Origin of the sequence: Winogradskyella litoriviva (assembly GCF_013249065.1) — a bacterium.
GTDB classification, from domain to species: domain Bacteria; phylum Bacteroidota; class Bacteroidia; order Flavobacteriales; family Flavobacteriaceae; genus Winogradskyella; species Winogradskyella litoriviva.
This window is the reverse complement of record NZ_JABRWQ010000005.1, coordinates 17100-35477: the sequence shown is the minus strand read 5'-3', so window position 1 is coordinate 35477 and position 18378 is coordinate 17100. Positions and strand designations below refer to the sequence as shown.

At 30.1% G+C, this 18378-nt stretch carries 21 protein-coding genes; 13 read left to right on the top strand and 8 right to left on the bottom strand.

The window, feature by feature from the left end:
- Window positions 1–44 precede the first annotated feature (44 nt).
- The 4 genes from mazG to ruvX all read right to left on the bottom strand — a co-directional run bounded on the left by mazG (window position 45) and on the right by ruvX (window position 2529).
- A complete protein-coding gene (gene mazG, locus HNV10_RS11630; protein ID WP_173301559.1) occupies window positions 45–818 on the bottom strand; it encodes a nucleoside triphosphate pyrophosphohydrolase in 774 nt (257 codons plus the stop codon).
- A 141-nt stretch (window positions 819–959) separates the two neighbouring features.
- Complete coding sequence (locus HNV10_RS11625) at window positions 960–1388, bottom strand: DUF5606 family protein (protein WP_173301558.1); 429 nt, start codon at window positions 1386–1388, stop codon at window positions 960–962.
- Window positions 1389–1398: 10 nt separating this feature from the next.
- Window positions 1399–1989 carry a peptide deformylase gene (def, locus tag HNV10_RS11620; protein ID WP_173301557.1) on the bottom strand — a complete coding sequence of 197 codons (591 nt, stop codon included), beginning with the start codon at window positions 1987–1989 and terminating at the stop codon, window positions 1399–1401.
- A gap of 126 nt (window positions 1990–2115) precedes the next feature.
- Window positions 2116–2529, bottom strand: coding sequence for a Holliday junction resolvase RuvX (gene ruvX, locus HNV10_RS11615; RefSeq protein WP_173301556.1), 414 nt, complete (start codon window positions 2527–2529; stop codon window positions 2116–2118).
- Between the two features lie 493 nt (window positions 2530–3022).
- On the opposite strand from ruvX, the gene HNV10_RS11610 reads away from it, so the two are divergent.
- The 3 genes from HNV10_RS11610 (at window position 3023) to HNV10_RS11600 (ending at window position 6042) form a co-directional block, all read left to right on the top strand.
- Window positions 3023–3838, top strand: a complete 816-nt coding sequence (locus HNV10_RS11610; RefSeq protein WP_173301555.1) for a 2,3,4,5-tetrahydropyridine-2,6-dicarboxylate N-succinyltransferase — start codon at window positions 3023–3025, stop codon at window positions 3836–3838.
- 79 nt (window positions 3839–3917) lie between these two features.
- Complete coding sequence (locus HNV10_RS11605) at window positions 3918–4907, top strand: Stealth CR1 domain-containing protein (protein ID WP_173301554.1); 990 nt, start codon at window positions 3918–3920, stop codon at window positions 4905–4907.
- A gap of 52 nt (window positions 4908–4959) precedes the next feature.
- Entirely contained in the window at window positions 4960–6042 is a 1083-nt protein-coding gene (locus HNV10_RS11600) for a CDP-glycerol glycerophosphotransferase family protein (protein WP_173301553.1), read from the top strand.
- On the opposite strand, the gene HNV10_RS11595 is transcribed toward HNV10_RS11600, so the two are convergent.
- A complete protein-coding gene (locus HNV10_RS11595; RefSeq protein ID WP_173301552.1) occupies window positions 6043–6867 on the bottom strand; it encodes a glycosyltransferase family 2 protein in 825 nt (274 codons plus the stop codon). It abuts the gene before it with no gap.
- Window positions 6868–6907: 40 nt separating this feature from the next.
- Between HNV10_RS11595 and HNV10_RS11590 the strand changes: the two genes are divergently transcribed.
- Window positions 6908–7672: a glycosyltransferase family 2 protein gene (locus HNV10_RS11590; RefSeq protein ID WP_173301551.1), complete on the top strand. Its 765-nt coding sequence runs from the start codon at window positions 6908–6910 to the stop codon at window positions 7670–7672.
- On the opposite strand, the gene HNV10_RS11585 is transcribed toward HNV10_RS11590, so the two are convergent.
- A complete protein-coding gene (locus HNV10_RS11585) occupies window positions 7673–8437 on the bottom strand; it encodes a lipopolysaccharide kinase InaA family protein (protein WP_317166901.1) in 765 nt (254 codons plus the stop codon). It lies immediately after the preceding gene.
- A gap of 233 nt (window positions 8438–8670) precedes the next feature.
- On the opposite strand from HNV10_RS11585, the gene HNV10_RS11580 reads away from it, so the two are divergent.
- From HNV10_RS11580 to HNV10_RS11550, 7 genes are all read left to right on the top strand, one after another.
- On the top strand, window positions 8671–9885 hold the full coding sequence (locus HNV10_RS11580; protein WP_173301550.1) for a UDP-N-acetylglucosamine 4,6-dehydratase: 1215 nt from the start codon (window positions 8671–8673) through the stop codon (window positions 9883–9885).
- Window positions 9886–9888: 3 nt separating this feature from the next.
- Window positions 9889–10593: a nucleotidyltransferase family protein gene (locus HNV10_RS11575; RefSeq protein ID WP_173301549.1), complete on the top strand. Its 705-nt coding sequence runs from the start codon at window positions 9889–9891 to the stop codon at window positions 10591–10593.
- A 1-nt stretch (window position 10594) separates the two neighbouring features.
- Window positions 10595–11275: an acylneuraminate cytidylyltransferase family protein gene (locus tag HNV10_RS11570; RefSeq protein ID WP_173301548.1), complete on the top strand. Its 681-nt coding sequence runs from the start codon at window positions 10595–10597 to the stop codon at window positions 11273–11275.
- 128 nt (window positions 11276–11403) lie between these two features.
- On the top strand, window positions 11404–12816 hold the full coding sequence (locus HNV10_RS11565) for a CCA tRNA nucleotidyltransferase (protein WP_173301547.1): 1413 nt from the start codon (window positions 11404–11406) through the stop codon (window positions 12814–12816).
- Between the two features lie 3 nt (window positions 12817–12819).
- Window positions 12820–13275 (top strand): GNAT family N-acetyltransferase, encoded by a 456-nt coding sequence (locus tag HNV10_RS11560; protein ID WP_173301546.1) that lies wholly within the window; start codon window positions 12820–12822, stop codon window positions 13273–13275.
- On the top strand, window positions 13272–14288 hold the full coding sequence (locus tag HNV10_RS11555) for a COX15/CtaA family protein (protein WP_173301545.1): 1017 nt from the start codon (window positions 13272–13274) through the stop codon (window positions 14286–14288). Before HNV10_RS11560 ends, HNV10_RS11555 begins: the two co-directional genes overlap by 4 nt.
- Window positions 14289–14313: 25 nt before the next feature.
- Window positions 14314–14829 (top strand): IS1096 element passenger TnpR family protein, encoded by a 516-nt coding sequence (locus HNV10_RS11550; protein WP_173301544.1) that lies wholly within the window; start codon window positions 14314–14316, stop codon window positions 14827–14829.
- A 58-nt stretch (window positions 14830–14887) separates the two neighbouring features.
- Here HNV10_RS11550 and HNV10_RS11545 read toward each other — a convergent pair whose 3' ends face one another.
- Together HNV10_RS11545 and HNV10_RS11540 are read right to left on the bottom strand one after the other, a co-directional pair.
- Entirely contained in the window at window positions 14888–15340 is a 453-nt protein-coding gene (locus HNV10_RS11545) for a hypothetical protein (protein ID WP_173301543.1), read from the bottom strand.
- A gap of 37 nt (window positions 15341–15377) precedes the next feature.
- On the bottom strand, window positions 15378–16439 hold the full coding sequence (locus HNV10_RS11540) for a hypothetical protein (protein ID WP_173301542.1): 1062 nt from the start codon (window positions 16437–16439) through the stop codon (window positions 15378–15380).
- Window positions 16440–16577: 138 nt separating this feature from the next.
- On the opposite strand from HNV10_RS11540, the gene HNV10_RS11535 reads away from it, so the two are divergent.
- Together HNV10_RS11535 and HNV10_RS11530 are read left to right on the top strand one after the other, a co-directional pair.
- Window positions 16578–17480 carry an ABC transporter ATP-binding protein gene (locus HNV10_RS11535; protein WP_173301541.1) on the top strand — a complete coding sequence of 301 codons (903 nt, stop codon included), beginning with the start codon at window positions 16578–16580 and terminating at the stop codon, window positions 17478–17480.
- A 47-nt stretch (window positions 17481–17527) separates the two neighbouring features.
- The gene (locus tag HNV10_RS11530; protein WP_173301540.1) at window positions 17528–18352 is read left to right on the top strand and encodes an ABC transporter permease; all 825 of its coding nucleotides are present in this window, start codon (window positions 17528–17530) and stop codon (window positions 18350–18352) included.
- Window positions 18353–18378 lie beyond the last annotated feature (26 nt).

The window sequence follows — 18378 nt, the reverse complement described above, 5'->3', positions numbered from 1 at the left end:
TATATCAATATTGTATAGTGACAAGAATACGGAGTATAATAAAATTATAATAATTTAGCCTCTTCCCAAAACACATCCATTTCAGAAAGTGTCATGTCTTTTAAAGATTTATCTAAATCTTTGGCTTTGCTCTCAAGGTATTGAAAGCGTTTAATGAATTTTTTATTGGTGCGCTCTAAAGCATTTTCGGGATTTACTTTAAGAAAACGTGCGTAATTAATCATGGAGAATATAACGTCTCCAAATTCACTTTCAATATTATCTTGATTACCTTTTGCTATTTCAACTTTTAATTCTGCCAACTCCTCTTCCACTTTAGCAAAAACCTGTTCTGGTTTTTCCCAATCAAAACCTACTCCAGCAACTTTTTCTTGTATTCTACTTGCTTTTACCATAGCTGGTAAACTTTTTGGGACACCTTCTAAAACACTAGTCTTACCCTCTTTTAGTTTTAATTGCTCCCAATTACGCTTTACTTCCTCTTCATCTTTAACAACTACATCACCATAAATATGTGGATGACGATCTATCAGTTTGTCGCAAATACTGTTACAAACATCCGTTATATCAAAATCATTGGTTTCACTTCCTATTTTAGAATAAAATATAATATGAAGCAAAACATCTCCCAATTCCTTTTTAACCTCTTCCAAATCATTATCGAGAATTGCATCACCTAGTTCGTAAACCTCCTCAATAGTTAAATGACGCAAAGAGGTCATGGTTTGTTTTTTATCCCATGGACATTGCTCTCGCAACTCGTCCATAATAATCAACAAACGCTCAAAGGCTTTTAGTTGGGCTGTTTTATCAGACATAATAAAATGGTAATATTTACATCACTCCGTGTGAAATTCATGTTTTTAGAATTTTGTTTCGAGCAACATAAAAACTAAATAAAATCCGAGATACAATTTGCTTATACTTTACAAATCGCTCGAAATAACGATTTAGGTAATTTATTCTTCCTCTGAAGTATCCTTATCTTCTTTAGTTTCTTCTAATGAATCTAATAGATTGTTCTTTTGAAGCAAATTATACCATTGTACAATTTTCTTAATATCTGAAGGATAAACTCTGTCTTCGTCATAATCTGGTAATACTTCAAAGAAAAATTCTTCTAAAGTATCTTTACTATCTTTATGACTAATTGAGGTTGGCTTTCCGCCTTCTTTTTCTTTTACCTTTTTTAGTACTTCTCTTAAAGGCACTTCTTCTGCTAATGTATAAATAGCAATTTCACTAAGAATACTAATGTTACTATGTGCACCAACTGTAATTCGTTTTTTGTCAATTAAAGACTCAACAACAGCACCTGTTCTGGTTTGTGTAACAATTTGAAATAATCCTGGTTTTCCTGAAATGGATAAAATTTTATCTAAACTCATATATTTTTTATTAGCGTTTTTTACTCATTAGAGGAAAACGCATTTTATAATCAATTTTAATTTTTCCTTTTGAAATATTTGTAAGTCGTCCTTTTAATAAACGTTTTTTAAATGACGATAATTTATCTGTAAACAACACACCTTCGATGTGATCATATTCATGCTGAATAACTCTAGCGATTAAACCATCAAATTCTTCAACATGTGTATCAAAATTTTCATCTTGATACTGAATTTTTATTTTTGGTTGTCTAAAAACATCTTCTCTTACATCTGGTATACTTAAGCAACCTTCATTAAATGCCCACTCTTCACCATCTTCTTCTAAAATCTGTGCATTAATAAAAGTCTTCTTAAAGGTTTTTAGTTGCTCTTGTTCTTCCTCAGATAAACTTTCGTCTTCTGCAAAAGGGCTTGCATCTACTAAAAACATACGAATTGCCAATCCAATCTGTGGTGCTGCCAAACCAACACCATATGCACCATACATGGTTTCGTACATATTATCTATAAGCTCATTTAGCTTAGGGTAATCTTTATCAATATTAATTGCCTTTTTCTTTAAAACTGGGTCACCATATGCAACGATCGGTAATATCATAATTCGTTTATTTTCGGGTGCAAAAGTATCAAAAATCGTGGATTATTTTTCAAATTTTAAAAACTAAATTCTAATGATTTTTACTTCAAATCAAAAGAAAGAATCGTTTCAATACTTTATTTCTTATTATTGAACACTAGTCAGGTAACTCTGCAAAATCAACGTTGCACTGATTTCATCAATTAACGCCTTATTTTTTCTTTGTTTTTTCTTTAAGCCACTATCTATCATAGTTTGAAATGCCATTTTAGATGTAAAACGTTCATCTACACGATTTACTGGTATTTCTGGAAGCGCTTTTGCTAATTGAACTAAGAACTTCTGAATATATACTTCACTTTCTGAAGCTGTATTATCCATTTGCTTTGGTAAACCTACCACAATTTTTTCAACGTTTTCTTTAGATACATAATCTTTTAAAAACTGAAGTAATTCTTTAGTTTCAACTGTTGTAAGTCCTGATGCTATAATTTGCATTTCGTCGGTAACAGCTAATCCTGTTCGTTTAGTTCCGTAGTCAACGGCTAAAATTCTTCCCATAGTTGCAAAGATAATGTAATTATAGATTTAATTATATTAAATAAAAAACGCTTCCAAAAAAAGGAAGCGTTTCTAGATAACCAATCTAAACAAACCAATTATATGATATTATTCCCTCTATAAAATAAATCATTTCATCAATCACTTATAAGACACATAATATTTAATGAGGTCACATTTTGTTACATATATAAAAAAAGAAAACCCCTAAATAAGGGGAAAGGGGTTTTCAAAATTAGCTATTAATTAAATTATCAGATAATGCTATTAGAAACAAATTATCATCCTTCTTAACTAATATTAAGACACTTATAAATTATATTGGTCACATTTTTTTTTAACACTTCAGAAACATGTATTAAAATTACACTTTACGAGTTTAAAAAAACAAGCTTTTAAACCACTAATTTTAAATTTAGTTAGGTATTCTTTACAAAATATTTTCTGATAGAAACAGATGGACTTATATTTGGGAAAAAATTTACTTAAAACTATGAAACAACTACAATCTATTATAGAAAATGCTTGGGAAGACCGTTCACTTTTAACTAACAAAGAAACCATTGATGCTATTAGAAGCGTTGTAGATCTTGTTGATGCAGGTACTTTACGTGTTGCCGAACCAACTACGGATGGCTGGCAAGTAAACGAATGGGTAAAAAAAGCGGTTGTCTTATACTTTCCTATTCAGAAAATGGAAACTTTTGAAGTTGGTATTTTTGAATATCATGATAAAATTCCACTAAAACGTGGTTACGCAGAAAAAGGAATTAGAGTTGTACCACATGCCGTTGCAAGACATGGTGCTTATATTTCTGCTGGTACTATTTTAATGCCAAGTTATGTAAATATTGGTGCTTATGTAGATGAAGGTACTATGGTAGATACTTGGGCAACAGTTGGTAGTTGTGCGCAAATTGGTAAAAATGTTCACCTTTCTGGAGGTGTTGGTATTGGTGGCGTTTTAGAACCGTTACAAGCTGCTCCTGTTATTATTGAAGATGGTGCTTTTATAGGTTCGCGTTGCATAGTTGTTGAAGGCGTAAGAGTAGAAAAAGAAGCTGTTTTAGGTGCTAATGTAGTATTAACAATGAGCACTAAAATTATTGATGTTACTGGAGATGAACCAATTGAAACCAAAGGCGTTGTGCCAGCGCGTTCTGTTGTTATTCCTGGTAGTTATACTAAAAAGTTTGCTGCAGGCGAATACCAAGTGCCTTGTGCATTAATCATAGGAAAACGTAAAGAGAGCACTAATAAAAAGACCTCATTAAACGATGCTTTGCGCGAGTATGATGTGGCTGTTTAATTAGGAATTACATTAAATATTTTTTAACTTAAAAAACAATGTTTTTGTTGATTTTTTTAAGTTAATATAAAATATAAATATGAGTAAATTAAAAACTAATATTGAAGTTGATGCTGTTATAACTTGGGTTAATGGTAACGATAAATATTGGCAAGAAAAAATAAATACTTATTCAGAAACTAAAATTGATTTCTCGTCAAAAAAACATCAAAAGCGATACAATTCTATCGGAGAAATTGACATAGCTATTAAATCTATAATAAAGTTTGCTCCTTTTTTTAAAAACATATATTTAGTAACGGATAATCAAAAACCCAAGGCATTTGAGTCCTTAAAGTCTTTATCAAAAAACCGTGGTATAAATCTTCAAATTATTGACCATAAAATTATTTTTAGTGGACATGAAGAATATTTACCTTGCTTTAACTCATGCTCTATTGGCTCAATGCTTTTTAATATTCCAAACTTAGCAGAGCACTTTGTTATTTTTAATGATGACACTTTTATAATGAGTAATGTAGCCGTTAATGATTTTTTTATTGATGGACAACCAATTATTAGAGGTCAATGGCAAAAATTTAACGAACAAAGAAAACTAAGAAAGTTTTATTTAAAGTTTAAATCTTTTTTAGGTATGCCAGACAAAAAAGGTTACAGCTTTAAAAAATTACAGCAAAACAGTGCAAAACTAGCTAATACTGAAAGATACATAAGACGTTTTCACACACCTGTATGTCTCAGAAAATCAACATTAGAAAATTTCTTTAAAGAAAATGAGAATCTTCTGGAAGAAAATATTAAACACAGATTTAGAAATGAGAATCAGTTTATTATATCCTCTCTATCTGAACATTTAGAGATTAAAAAGAAGACTTTTCATTACAGAAATAATGCGCAATTAACTTATTTTAGAAATTACAAGAATTTATTTATTACAAAACTGAAGTTAAAGTGGTTTGAACAAAATAAGAATAAAATATTTATCACTTTTCAAAGTTTAGACATGGCAGATGATAAAAGTTTAAATTACATCTTAAATTGGATAGATAAACAGTTGACGTTTAATTAGTATTTAGAAGCTTTTAAAAATCTATAATTCTTCTTTATTCATTCAAATATTCATGAATTACAAGTTTCTAATATACATATCTTACAGTTACGCACTTCCCATAGGTAATCCTTTGGAGGTAGAAATTTTAAGACGAGGTGATACTGTAATGTGGTATAGTGATCTTAATGATGGAAAGTTAGCATTAGAAAATAAAAGCAACGTTTTAAATACCATAAAAGATGTTGTAAATTATAAACCGCATATTGTTTTAGCTGCGACTAATGATGTTCCAGATTTTATATCTGGACTTAAAGTTCAGATATTTCATGGTTTTAATGCCCAAAAACGCCCTGAAGGTAATAACAGTTTTTCGCACTACAGGATTCGTGGATTTTTTGATTTGTATTGTACTCAAGGTCCAACAACCACATCTGGTTTTAAAGCAGAACAAAAAAAACATCCACATTTTGAGGTAAAAGAAACTGGCTGGAGCAAAGTAGACCCGTTATTTCCTATTGTTAAAAAAGAAAAAAATAGTCTTCCGACTATAATGATTGCTTCAACATTTAGTAAACGCTTAAGTTTAGCTTTGAATAATGATGTTTTTGAAACTATTAAAATATTAGCGCAATCTAGGAAGTACAATTTCATTATGGTATTGCATCCTAAATTACCTATTGAAACCAAAGAGAAATGGAAAAGTTTAGAAGGAAAACACTTTAAGTATTACGACACTACAGATTTAGTGCCTCTTTTTAAAAAAGCAAATATTATGTTTGCAGATACGACATCAGCTATTCAAGAGTTTTTACTTCAAAAGAAACCTGTAGTAAGTTTTAATCATACATTCAATCATGATTATTTAATTCATGTAAATGACGCAGCTAAACTAGAAGAGCGATTTGAATATGCCTTAAGTTACCCTGAAAATTTATTAAAAAATATTGAAATTTTTATCAATCAGTTACACCCTTATAATGATGGCAAATCTAGTCAGCGCGTTATAGAAGCCTGTATTACCTATTTACACCAAGACAAAACGCATATAAAAAACAAGCCTTTAAACCTTATAAGGAAATACAAAATAAGAAAACGTTTGGGCTACTTTACGTTTAAAAGTTACAATAAACCCTATACCATTACTGTCAAATAATTACTTTTTTACTATTCCGAAGTCGGTAAATCGTAATTTCCTTTTCTTAGTTTCTTTTCTAATGGAATTGTTCAATTTTAAATTCTCCTCATTTTTATAAGGTCTTTGATGAAACAAGTGCACACAGATTGTACTATAACGTACTTGTAAAAACTTAATCCCATTATTCATCATACGTTCGCCTACTTCCCTATCCTCTGCCCCATATTGCATGCGCTCGTCAAAACCATTTACAGCTAAAATATCTTCTTTAAAACAAGAGACATTCATGCCATCAAAAGTTGCTTTTGTTGGAGTTAGCGCATTTAGAAGTTTAGCTTTGGTTTTTGACTTGGTTAACTTATTTAATTTAAAGCTTTTAGACTGACCCTTTGAGATTAACCAATCTTGATCAAAACAATTTTTTTGAGAAATATCTTCTATTGTAATATCTTTTGAAATAGATTCATTTAACTTAAAATAACCTCCTGAAAGTGCACACTTTTTTCGACGTAAATTAAGATGTGTTTCTACAAAATCTTTACGAGCAATACAATCTCCATCAGTAAAAATGAGGTAATCAGAATTTGAAGCCACAATGGCTTTATTCAATATTTTAGTTTTCTGAAATCCATTGTCTTCTTGCCAAACGTGAATAACGTTTAAATTAGATTGCTCAGTAAATTCTTTAATAACAACTTTTGTACGCTCATCAGACCCATCATCTGCAATAATGATTTCAAAATCACTTGCTGTTTGCAAGCTATAACTATGTAAAACTAATCTTAACCATTCGGGCTGATTATATGTACTTATAATTACAGAAGTATTTGGATTAGATTGCATAACACAAAAATACTATTTTTACAGCTGAGAAATTACAACGATGCTAAAACTATCTGGAGTTATTATAACTTTTAACGAAGAGCGCAACATTGAAAAATGTTTACAATCTTTAGTCGATGTCGTAGATGAAATTGTTGTTGTGGATTCCTTTTCTACAGATAACACCAAAGCAATTTGTGAGCGTTTTAATGTGAAATTTATTGAACAAAAATTCTTAGGTTATGTAGAACAAAAGAATTTTGCACTAACACAAGCTGCATATGACCATATCGTATCTTTAGATGGCGATGAGGCTTTATCCGAAACGCTTCAGAAGTCGATAATTGAATTAAAATCTAATTGGAAATTTGATGGTTATTACGCTAATCGTTTCAATAATTTTTGTGGTCAGTGGATTAAACATTCTGACTGGTATCCTAATAAAAAGCTACGTGTTTTTGACAGACAAAAAGCCCAATGGACAGGTCATAAAATCCATGAAACCGTAAGTCTTAATTCTGAAGCTTCAAAAGCAGGAAAATTAAAAGGCGATATTTTACATTATACGTATCAATCGTATTCAGAATTTAGCAAAAAAACGGACTATTTTTCTTCAATTTCAGCGCAATCGTATTTCGAATTAGGGAAGAAAGCACCAATCTGGAAACTAATTTTAAATCCTGTTTGGGCCTTTTTTAAATCTTATATTATAAGACTTGGGTTTTTAGATGGCTATAATGGTTTTGTGATATGTAAAGAAACGGCCAGAATTACATTCTTAAAATACAGTAAACTTAGGTCTTTACAAAAAACTAAAAACGCTTAGTTATTTTTTCCAAAACTTTAAACGCTTTTTAAGACGTTGCTTACCTTCGTGTTTATTTCTAAAAACCTGAACTTCTTTCCACATTAAATCAAAAACCTCTTTATACGGTTTGTTATAGGATTTTGCATATTCATCGCTCATAATTTCTACCATCTCACGATATTTAGAAAGACGTGCAAAATTTTTCATGCGTTCTTCAAAACCCAATTGCTTAAACTCCATTCTATTTAAATCAACCAAGAAAAAATCATAACCATTTTCGGTTTTTTTAATCAAAGTATTTCCTGGTGAATGGTCCAAAAATTTAATTCCTTTTTCATGCAGATTAAAAGTAAATCTTGTAAAAGCTCTTAAAATAGTATTGTAATCTGGATAATTAAAATCGTGAATAAGCTCTCGGTAAGTTAAATCACATTCCAAATGTTCAGAAATGTAATAGCTTTTTTTAAATAGAAACAGCGTCTTAAATTCGTAATAAGCAATAGGCTGAGGCGTTCCTACATTTAAACTTTGCAACTGTTTAGCGTATTCAAAAGAACGTTGCGCCTTACTTTTTCTAAAAAAACGATATGCAATTTGGTTAATGACATTAGGAATTCTAAACGACTTCACATTAAGTGTTTTATCGTTAAGCTTAAAAAGCTTTAAAGAATTTCTTTTCTGGTTTCCATAATCCTCGCCTTTACTATCATAATTGATAATAATATCATCTAAAAAAGCCTCGTGTTTGCTAAAATTATTATGAATGTCTTTAGTCTGCTGCACCTAAATTATTTTAAACAAATTTACAACATTTATATATTTTGGTTGTATATGCGCAGTGCAACTTTAATCCATTTTTTTTATTCATAGTTTACTTTGTGCGTATTTAATTTTCAACAAAATCTAAATACTTATTCTTTGATTTTTAATCATTAACTCTAAACCTTATATTTACAAAGCAACGAATCTATTTTTTTTGTTTCAGTTGTAATATTTCGTTTACATTAATATGCACTATGGCTCATAGACAAACCACAGAAAAAAATCTTTTAAATCTCATTAATAGAACTGAAAATTTATTTGACCATGACCTTAGTACTCATCAAAAAGAAATAAACGCTATCGTTTCTTCTTCAAAATTCTTAATTCTAGGAGGTGCAGGTACAATAGGACAAGCCGTTACCAAAGAAATATTTAGGCGCAATCCATTAAAACTTCATGTTGTAGATATTAGTGAAAATAATTTAGTAGAATTAGTAAGAGACATAAGAAGCAGTTTTGGCTACACTAATGGTGAATTTAAGACCTTTGCTATAGACATTGGCTCGTTTGAGTATGATGCTTTTATAGCTTCAGACGGAAATTATGATTATGTATTGAATCTTTCTGCATTAAAACACGTTCGAAATGAAAAAGACCCTTTTACTTTAATGCGAATGATTCAAACAAATATCTTTAATACAAAAAAAACACTTCAACAATCTATTAATAAAGGTGTAAAGAAATACTTTTGTGTTTCTACGGATAAAGCTACAGATCCGGTGAATATTATGGGAGCTTCAAAACGAATTATGGAATTATTTTTAATGCAAAAAAGCAATGTAATTAATATTTCATCTGCTCGTTTTGCAAATGTGGCTTTTTCCGATGGATCCTTATTACATAGTTTTGACCAACGTATAAAAAAAAACCAACCAATAGTAGCTCCAAATGATGTGCAACGCTACTTTATAACACCTAAAGAAGCCGCAGAGCTATGTCTTTTGTCATGCATATTTGGAGAGAACAATACTATTTTTTTTCCAAAACTAAATAAAAACTTAGACTCAATTAGCTTTGTAGATATTGCTAAAAATTATATTAAAACCTTAGGTTTTGAACCTCATTTATGTAAAGACGAAAATGAAGCAAGAGACTTAGCAGAGTCGCTTCCTCTAATAGGCAAATGGCCTTGCTTATTTAATAAAAGTAATACCACAGGAGAAAAAGAATCTGAAATCTTTTTCTCAAATAATGAAAATGTAGATTTAGACTATTTTAATACTATTGGAATAATTAAAAATAAAATGGATAATAGCTTAAAAACTAAACTTAACCATTTTACAAAAGCTATCAATACCTTAAAATTAAATCAAACTTGGTCAAAAGAAGATATTACTTGTGAAATCAATAAAATATTACCGAACTTTAACCATAAAGAAACAGGCAAATATTTAGATGATAAAATGTAACTAATGTATAATAAGATTGATGTTGTAATTATGGCTGGAGGTTTAGGCAAACGCTTATTACCTTTAACGACGCAAACTCCAAAACCACTTTTAAAAGTTGGGCTTAAACCAATAATACAACACAACATAGATTTATTGGCATCCAAAGGCATTAAGGACATTACTATTTCTGTTAATTATTTAAGTCAGCAGATTATAGATTATTTTAATACAAATAATAAACATCAAATTAATTTTAAATACCTAAAAGAGTCAAAACCATTAGGCACAATTGGGTCTTTAAAACTCCTAAAAAACATAAAAAAAGATTTTTTATTGGTAATGAATGCAGATTTATTAACCAACGTAAATCTAGATGCATTTATAAATGAATTTAAGAAAAAAGAAGGCGATGTATTAATTGCTACAATACCTTATAAAGTTAATATTCCGCATGGTGTTGTAGAAACTGAATCTGGTTATGTAAAAGGGATAACAGAAAAACCGTCTTACACCTATTATTCTAATGCAGGCATTTATATTTTTAAAAAAGAGCATATAGATTTTATACCCGAAAATACATTTTTTAATGCTACAGATTTAATTGAATTGCTTTTAGCAAAGGATAAGAAAATAATAAATTACCCTATTTTAGATTATTGGTTAGATATTGGAAATCATAAGGATTTTAAAAAAGCCCAAGAAGACGTAAAACATTTAAAATTATAACATGAATTATTTAGTTGTAATTACTGCAAGAGGCGGAAGTAAAGGTATTCCGAAAAAGAATATTAAGCTTTTAAACGGAAAACCATTAATTGAATATAGTATAGATATTGCCAAAGAAATTGCGGATATAAAAGACATTTGCTTTACAAGTGATAGCGACGAAATTATTGAAATTGCAGAAAAATTAGGGCTGAAAATCCCATATAAACGTCCTGCAGAATTAGCTACAGATAAAGCCAATTCGCAAGATGTAATCTTACACGGTTTGGCCACCTATGAAAAACTAAATAATAAAACATATGATGCTATTGTTCTCTTGCAACCAACATCGCCTTTTAGAACTTTAGAGCAAGTAAAAGATTGTATAAAATTGTACGACAACTCAATAGACATGGTGGTTTCGGCTAAACAAGCTTCTGCAAATCCGTATTATAATTTATACGAAGAGGACAACGGTTTTTTAAAACCATCTAAAGAAGGCAACTATACCAGACGACAAGATTGTCCTAAGGTTTGGGAATTTAATGGTGCTATCTATGTTATAAATTCAAATTCATTACGTCAACAAAAGATGAAAGCCTTTAACAAAGTAAAAAAATACATAATGTCTGAAGAAACGTCAATTGATTTAGACACACCATTAGATTGGAAAATAGCCGAATTCTATCTTCAAAATTCTTAATCTTTAAAACACCTTAAAAAGCTTGTTTTACATTTTAATAGATTAGCCTTGTGTCGTATCTTTGCACAGCTAAAAAAACAAGATTGTTTTTAATTAATTTGAAGAATTTCTGTTGATTCAATTATCATATGAACCACAAACAAGCCTTAAAACACAACATTTTTAAATACATAACTCAATCTGCTGAAGAATTACAAGTAGAAAGTTATGTCATTGGTGGTTTTGTGCGCGATTATTTATTAGAACGTGGTGATGCTAAAGATATTGATATAGTTGCTGTTGGTAGTGGTATTGAATTAGCCAAACAAGTCGCAAAAAATCTACCTAATCAACCCAAAGTTCAAATTTTTAAAACCTACGGAACAGCCATGTTACGTTACGAAGATATTGAAGTTGAATTTGTTGGTGCACGCAAAGAGAGTTATAACGAAAATAGCAGAAATCCAATTGTAGAAAACGGTACATTAAAAGACGACCAAAATAGACGAGATTTTACTATTAATGCATTAGCACTGAGTTTAAATAAAAAGAATTTCGGTAAGTTATTAGACCCTTTTAATGGCTTAAATGATTTAGATAAAGGTATAATCCGTACTCCTTTAGACGCAAATATTACGTATAGCGATGATCCTCTAAGAATGATGCGTGCCATAAGATTTGCAACACAATTAAACTTTAAAATTGAAGATGCTTCTCTTAAAGCCATTGCAGATAACAAGGAACGTATTAAGATTATCACTAAAGAGCGTATTGTTGTAGAGCTAAATAAAATATTAGAAAGTAAAATTCCTTCTATAGGTTTTATTCATTTAGAAAAAACAGGACTTTTAGATTATATCCTTCCAGAATTAACAGCTTTAAAAGGTATTGACGAAATTGAAGGACAACGACACAAAGACAATTTTTATCACACGCTAGAAGTTGTAGATAATATTGCCAAAACTACAGATAACCTTTGGTTACGTTGGGCTGCATTATTGCACGATATAGGAAAAGCACCAACAAAAAAGTTTCATAAAAAAATTGGATGGACTTTCCATGCGCATGAATTTGTAGGCTCTAAAATGGTTTACAAACTCTTTAAAAGATTAAAAATGCCATTAAATGACAAAATGAAATTTGTTCAAAAAATGGTGTTTATGAGTTCGAGACCAATTGTTTTAGCTTCAGATGTAACAGATTCTGCTGTAAGACGTTTGGTGTTTGATGCTGGTGATTATGTAGACGATTTAATGACACTCTGTGAAGCAGATATCACAACAAAGAACCCTAAAAAATTCAAAAAATATCATAATAACTTCAAAAAAGTAAGAGATAAAATTATTGAAGTAGAAGAACGCGATCAGATTAGAAATTTTCAACCACCAGTTACAGGTGAAGAAATTATGAAAACGTTTAACTTAAAACCTTCAAGAGAAATTGGTTTAATTAAAGAAGCCATAAAGGAAGCTATTTTAGAAGGAGAAATCCCTAATGAACATAAAGCTGCTTTTGAATTGATGTTAGAAAAAGGGAAGCAATTAGGACTTGAAACATCTTAAAGGATGATAAAAATTATTAGATCCAATGCAGAAAATGAAGATTTTATATTTTTAGTTAAGCAACTCGATGCTTATCTAAAAACAACAGATGGTGATGAGCATAATTTTTATAATCAGTTTAATTCTATAAAGGCACTAAAACATGTAGTTATTGCTTACATAGATGGAAAACCATCTGCTTGTGGAGCTTTTAAAAAATATAATGAAAACAGTGTTGAAGTGAAACGAATGTTTACGACTACACAAGCAAGAAATAAGGGCATTGCCACAAAAGTATTAACGGAACTAGAAGATTGGGCTAAAGAATTAAACTATTCGTCATGTATCCTTGAAACCGGAATTAGACAACAAGAGGCTGTTGCGTTTTACAAAACAAATGCATATCAAATTATTCCAAACTATGGTCAATATAAAGGTGTTAAAAATAGTTTGTGCTTTGAGAAAAAAATAAAAAGATGAAAAAAGAAAACAAAACCGTAATTTACTGGCTTTTAACCGGTTGTATTTTAATCTTCATCATGGTTGTTGTTGGAGGTATAACAAGATTAACACATTCTGGATTATCAATTTCTAATTACAAATTAATTTCTGGCACAATTCCACCAATGAATGATGTTGAGTGGAACGAAGCTTTTGAACTTTACAAACAATACCCAGAATATCAGAAACTAAACAATCATTTCAGTTTAGAAGAATTTAAGGATATTTATTTCTGGGAATGGATTCATAGAGTTATTGGTCGTTTTATTGGCTTGGTATTCTTTTTTCCTTTTGTATATTTCTTAATAAAAAAACGACTTTCAAAATCGACTATAAAAAAAGCTACTATTCTTTTAATCATGGGAGGATTTCAAGGATTTCTTGGTTGGTATATGGTAAAAAGTGGTTTGGTAGACCGACCAGATGTTAGTCATTACAGGTTAGCAGCACATTTAACAACCGCATTTTTAACTTTTGCTTACACGTTTTGGGTGGCTTTAGACTTAATGTTTCCTGATAAAAAAGTCATTAATAAAAAAATACGGAATTTTATAAGATGGAGCTTAGTTATTCTTATAATTCAAATTATATATGGTGCTTTTGTAGCAGGATTAGATGCAGGATGGATTCATAATCATTGGCCATTAATGAATGAAGGAAAATGGATACACGAAACCGTTTTTATAGAACAAAACCCAACTTATCTCAACTTTATTGAAGGTAAAAGTGGTGTTCAGTTTGTACATAGAATTTTGGCTTATATTGTTGTTATATTAATACTTGCCATTTGGTACAAGGCTAAACCATTGTCTTTAACTTCTTTTCAGAAAAAAGGGATTAATATTTTATTAATAATGGTAGGTATTCAATTTTTTCTAGGTGTTTTAACTTTACTATTAGCCGTTCCGGTTTGGTTGGGTGTATTGCACCAAGTTGGCGCTTTTATTTTATTAAGTGCTATGATTTTTACTTTACATCGCTTCAGTAAATAATTAAAAATTCTATTAACTTTGCAGCATGATTTATAGATTTAGAGTTATCCTAGATAACGATACAGACGATGATGTGTTCCGCGACTTAGAGATTCGTGAAAGTGACACCATGGAAGACCTTCACAACATTATTACGCAATCTTTTGGGTTTGATGGTATGGAAATGGCTTCTTTTTATATAAGTGACGACCAATGGAATCAAGGAGAGGAAATCTCTATGATGGATATGAGCGAAGCTGGTAATGAAGTAAAAATGATGAGTACTACCATCATTAAAGATGTAGTACATGAAGCCTCAACAAGACTCATTTATTTATATGATTTTATGAATATGTGGACGTTTTATGTAGAATTAGGCGAAATTGTTGAAGAAGCTGAAGGTACAGACTATCCTAACTTAATGTATGTACATGGTCAAATACCTGATGAAGCACCAGAAAAAACATTTGAAGCTGATGAAGATGATGATTACAATGAGTTTGATGATGATTTAGACCTAGACGACTATGATAATCTAAATTTTGACGAAAACTGGAATTAAATATTTCAATTAAACTTACATAAATAAACTTGCCTTAATTAATGATTTTGGCAAGTTTTTACTTTTTTACATCATCTTCTGTTTTTAAAATACCGTCTTTACCTTTTGAAATAAGGATATAATCTTGCTCATTTTCTTTTAATTTATAAAAGAATTCATTTCCCCAAAAATCAATAGTTATGTCTTTTCTTAGGGGATTATTTCTAATTATAGTTTTTAATTCGTTTGGATAACTCCCAATATCAGCTTTTTCTTTTTCTAATATTAGTTCTATCGCTTCCATTTTTTCTAAAGTCTTTTTATCTCCAACATCAGAAAAAAAGAAAAATCCAATTATAAATTTTAATAGAACTATAATAATCACAATAATTCCAAAAAGGGCCCAAACAGGATGAATCATTATTTTTTTAGGAAGATTGTTTTCCTTTTCAAATTGACGTCTTGCTTGTTTTCTTTTTCTAAACTTATAATCCTCTCGGCAAAGTAATAACTCTGCTATTATATTGAGCATTTTATATTATGTATTTTTTTAGCACAAGTCAATCTATTTATAGTCTATTTAAACCTACACCTTCATAATTTCGTTTTACAAAGTCGAGTGCATTTTTAAGAACTTCACCCATGTTATTACTTTTTTTAAAGTTAACATCGTGTGTGTAATTAAAAATTTCTGCTTTAATCAATTCTATATGCTCATCAGTAGAAATTTTATCGCTAGTCATACATTCCAATAATCGTTTTAAGCGATTTTTATAACTTATCATACGTTTAGCTACAATAGAACGTTCTTCTATTTTGTACTGGTCTATAGATTCTTTTTGTATTCTTTCTTTTACCAGTTCTACCATCTTAAAATTCTCTTTAAAAAATTGTGGTCTGTATATTTTTAAATTGCCTTCATAACATTGCTGATCAAAATCAATGGCTCTAATTCTAAAAACGACTTGGTCAAAATCGTGTATGGGCACAAACACATAATTATAAGAACGCATATCTCCTAAAAGCCTAATTAAACAACGTTCGTTAAATTTTACAAACTCTTTTGCTATCTGTGATTTTTCTGAAGAACTACAATCTGGAAGTTTCGATTTTATAAATTCATCACCAGGAATTCCCGCTATGTGTTCTTCAATTAATGTATCCTTCCACACTAAAAAGTTTAAACTATGTGGTGACAACATATGTTCTAACTCTAACCCATAAATACGAGAGGCATCTGCTTTTTTAATATAAAAATACGTGTAATTATCGTTAAGAATATTTCTAACTTTAATTCTAAAAGGCTTAGAATTACCAAAAGTGCAAAAATCAATAGCATCTACACTTAGGTACTTTAAAATACTCTCTCCTCCATCAGATACTAGACTAGAATACACACGTTTAAGACTCAAATCAATCTCATCGCGTTCATAATCATTATAATAAACACGTATCCAAAGTGTGTCTTCATCATTCTTATCATAAACAATAATAGAACCTTGAAAACGTAACAAATCGGAATAAAAAATTGGTAAATTAATATTACGCCTATAGTGGGTTAAATACGCATCTAACTTTGTAGATATAGGGTAAGATGGCTTTCTTTTTGATATTTTTAAATCTTCGTTCATTGCATAAATTTAAGAGTTTTATTTAAATTATTGTAACAAATAATAACCTCATTCGTCTTATCCACATAACCAATTAATATCTAGTTGTTTCTTTAAACATAACTAAAGGCTTTCTGGATATCTCTAAAACCAATAATTTTGGAACCAATCCTTACCATTAACAATCTCACTAAGAAATTTGGCTACTTAACAGCTGTAAAAGATTTAAGTTTCACTATAAACAAAGGAAATGTTTACGGCATTTTAGGTCCTAATGGAAGCGGAAAATCTACCACATTAGGTATTGTACTTAATGTAGTAAACAAAACACAAGGCGATTTTCACTGGTTTGATGGCAACACAACAACACATGAAGCCTTAAAACAAGTTGGTGCTATTATTGAAAGGCCTAACTTTTATCCTTACATGTCTGCAGAGCAAAATCTAAAATTAGTTTGTAAAATTAAAGGCGTTCCGCATAGTAAAATAGACGAAAAATTAGAAATTGTTGGCTTATTAGACAGAAAAACACATAAGTTTAAGACCTATTCTTTAGGAATGAAACAACGTTTAGCCATTGCTTCTGCCCTACTTAATGATCCTGAAATTTTAATTTTAGATGAACCAACCAATGGTTTAGATCCACAAGGAATTCATCAAATACGCCAAATAATAAAGGATATTGCTGCTAACGGAACAACTATTCTATTGGCTTCTCACTTATTAGACGAGGTTGAAAAGGTATGCTCGCACGTAGTGGTTTTGCGTAAAGGTAAAAAACTATATTCTGGTCGTGTAGATGAAATGATTAACAGTCATGGCTTTTTTGAATTAAAGGCCGAAAAGCATCAAGAATTAATTAGCATTTTAGAATCACATCCAAATATTGAAAAAGTAAAAGTTGAAGGCGAGTTAATAACAGCTTTTTTAAACCAACCAATGTCTGCTTCAGATTTTAATAAATTAATGTTTGAAAAAGGCATATTATTATCTCATCTAGTTAAGCGAAAAGAGAGTTTAGAAGAGCAATTTTTACAATTAACAGACAACCAAGCAAACTAATAATAGAGGTTTAATCTATTACTTAACAATCAAAAATCAACTAAAATATGTTACGTCTTATACAACTCGAATTACAAAAACTTTGGCTCAATAAGGCTAGTAGAGTTTTAATAATAATCTCCTTTATATTGCCCTTTACCGTATTAATTCTATCTTCTATTAAAATTAATTTCTTTGGTTTCTTTACTTTAGAATTAGGTGAACTTGGCATTTTTAATTTTCCAATCATATGGCATATCACTACCTTTTTTGCAGCACAGTTTAAGTTTTTCTTTGCTATCGTTGTGGTAAGCATGATTGGTAATGAGTATAGTAATAAAACCCTAAAGCAAAACCTTATTGATGGTTTAAGTAAAAAGGAATTTATCCTTTCTAAATTCTACACCATTGTATTTTTCTCATTGTGTGCAACCTTACTTATTGGCTTGGCAACCTACTTTATAGGTTTATACTACTCCAGTTATACTGAAGCTTCTATAGTTTTTAGAGAAGTTGAATTTTTATTAGCCTATTTTGTAAAATTAGTTGGCTTTTTTAGCTTATGTCTATTCTTAGGTATGCTTGTAAAACGCTCTGCTTTTGCGTTAGGCTTTTTGTTTTTATTATTTATTACAGAAAGTATTACGTACGGATTAATGAAATGGAAACTAAGTGACTCCATTGCAGATGGCATTCATAATTTTATGCCACTTCAATCTATGTGGAATCTTATTAACCAACCTATTCAGAGAATTGCAATGACAAAATTCCCAGACAAAACAAATATGATGTACGACTACGCAGTACATTGGTATGAGATTGTCATTGTATTAGGTTGGACAAGCATTTTTGTCTTTTTATCGTATCAATTACTAAAAAAGCGAGATTTGTAATAGCTTTAAAAGTGCTGCTTAATAAT

What these genes read in the sequence shown, in the direction of transcription:
- mazG (WP_173301559.1), bottom strand. Translation starts at nt 818, where the DNA reads ATGTCTGATAAAACAGCCCAACTAAAAGCCTTTGAGCGTTTGTTGATT.
- HNV10_RS11625 (WP_173301558.1), bottom strand. Translation starts at nt 1,388, where the DNA reads ATGAGTTTAGATAAAATTTTATCCATTTCAGGAAAACCAGGATTATTT.
- def (WP_173301557.1), bottom strand. Translation starts at nt 1,989, where the DNA reads ATGATATTACCGATCGTTGCATATGGTGACCCAGTTTTAAAGAAAAAG.
- ruvX (WP_173301556.1), bottom strand. Translation starts at nt 2,529, where the DNA reads ATGGGAAGAATTTTAGCCGTTGACTACGGAACTAAACGAACAGGATTA.
- HNV10_RS11610 (WP_173301555.1), top strand. Translation starts at nt 3,023, where the DNA reads ATGAAACAACTACAATCTATTATAGAAAATGCTTGGGAAGACCGTTCA.
- HNV10_RS11605 (WP_173301554.1), top strand. Translation starts at nt 3,918, where the DNA reads ATGAGTAAATTAAAAACTAATATTGAAGTTGATGCTGTTATAACTTGG.
- HNV10_RS11600 (WP_173301553.1), top strand. Translation starts at nt 4,960, where the DNA reads ATGAATTACAAGTTTCTAATATACATATCTTACAGTTACGCACTTCCC.
- HNV10_RS11595 (WP_173301552.1), bottom strand. Translation starts at nt 6,867, where the DNA reads ATGCAATCTAATCCAAATACTTCTGTAATTATAAGTACATATAATCAG.
- HNV10_RS11590 (WP_173301551.1), top strand. Translation starts at nt 6,908, where the DNA reads ATGCTAAAACTATCTGGAGTTATTATAACTTTTAACGAAGAGCGCAAC.
- HNV10_RS11580 (WP_173301550.1), top strand. Translation starts at nt 8,671, where the DNA reads ATGGCTCATAGACAAACCACAGAAAAAAATCTTTTAAATCTCATTAAT.
- HNV10_RS11575 (WP_173301549.1), top strand. Translation starts at nt 9,889, where the DNA reads ATGTATAATAAGATTGATGTTGTAATTATGGCTGGAGGTTTAGGCAAA.
- HNV10_RS11570 (WP_173301548.1), top strand. Translation starts at nt 10,595, where the DNA reads ATGAATTATTTAGTTGTAATTACTGCAAGAGGCGGAAGTAAAGGTATT.
- HNV10_RS11565 (WP_173301547.1), top strand. Translation starts at nt 11,404, where the DNA reads ATGAACCACAAACAAGCCTTAAAACACAACATTTTTAAATACATAACT.
- HNV10_RS11560 (WP_173301546.1), top strand. Translation starts at nt 12,820, where the DNA reads ATGATAAAAATTATTAGATCCAATGCAGAAAATGAAGATTTTATATTT.
- HNV10_RS11555 (WP_173301545.1), top strand. Translation starts at nt 13,272, where the DNA reads ATGAAAAAAGAAAACAAAACCGTAATTTACTGGCTTTTAACCGGTTGT.
- HNV10_RS11550 (WP_173301544.1), top strand. Translation starts at nt 14,314, where the DNA reads ATGATTTATAGATTTAGAGTTATCCTAGATAACGATACAGACGATGAT.
- HNV10_RS11545 (WP_173301543.1), bottom strand. Translation starts at nt 15,340, where the DNA reads ATGCTCAATATAATAGCAGAGTTATTACTTTGCCGAGAGGATTATAAG.
- HNV10_RS11540 (WP_173301542.1), bottom strand. Translation starts at nt 16,439, where the DNA reads ATGAACGAAGATTTAAAAATATCAAAAAGAAAGCCATCTTACCCTATA.
- HNV10_RS11530 (WP_173301540.1), top strand. Translation starts at nt 17,528, where the DNA reads ATGTTACGTCTTATACAACTCGAATTACAAAAACTTTGGCTCAATAAG.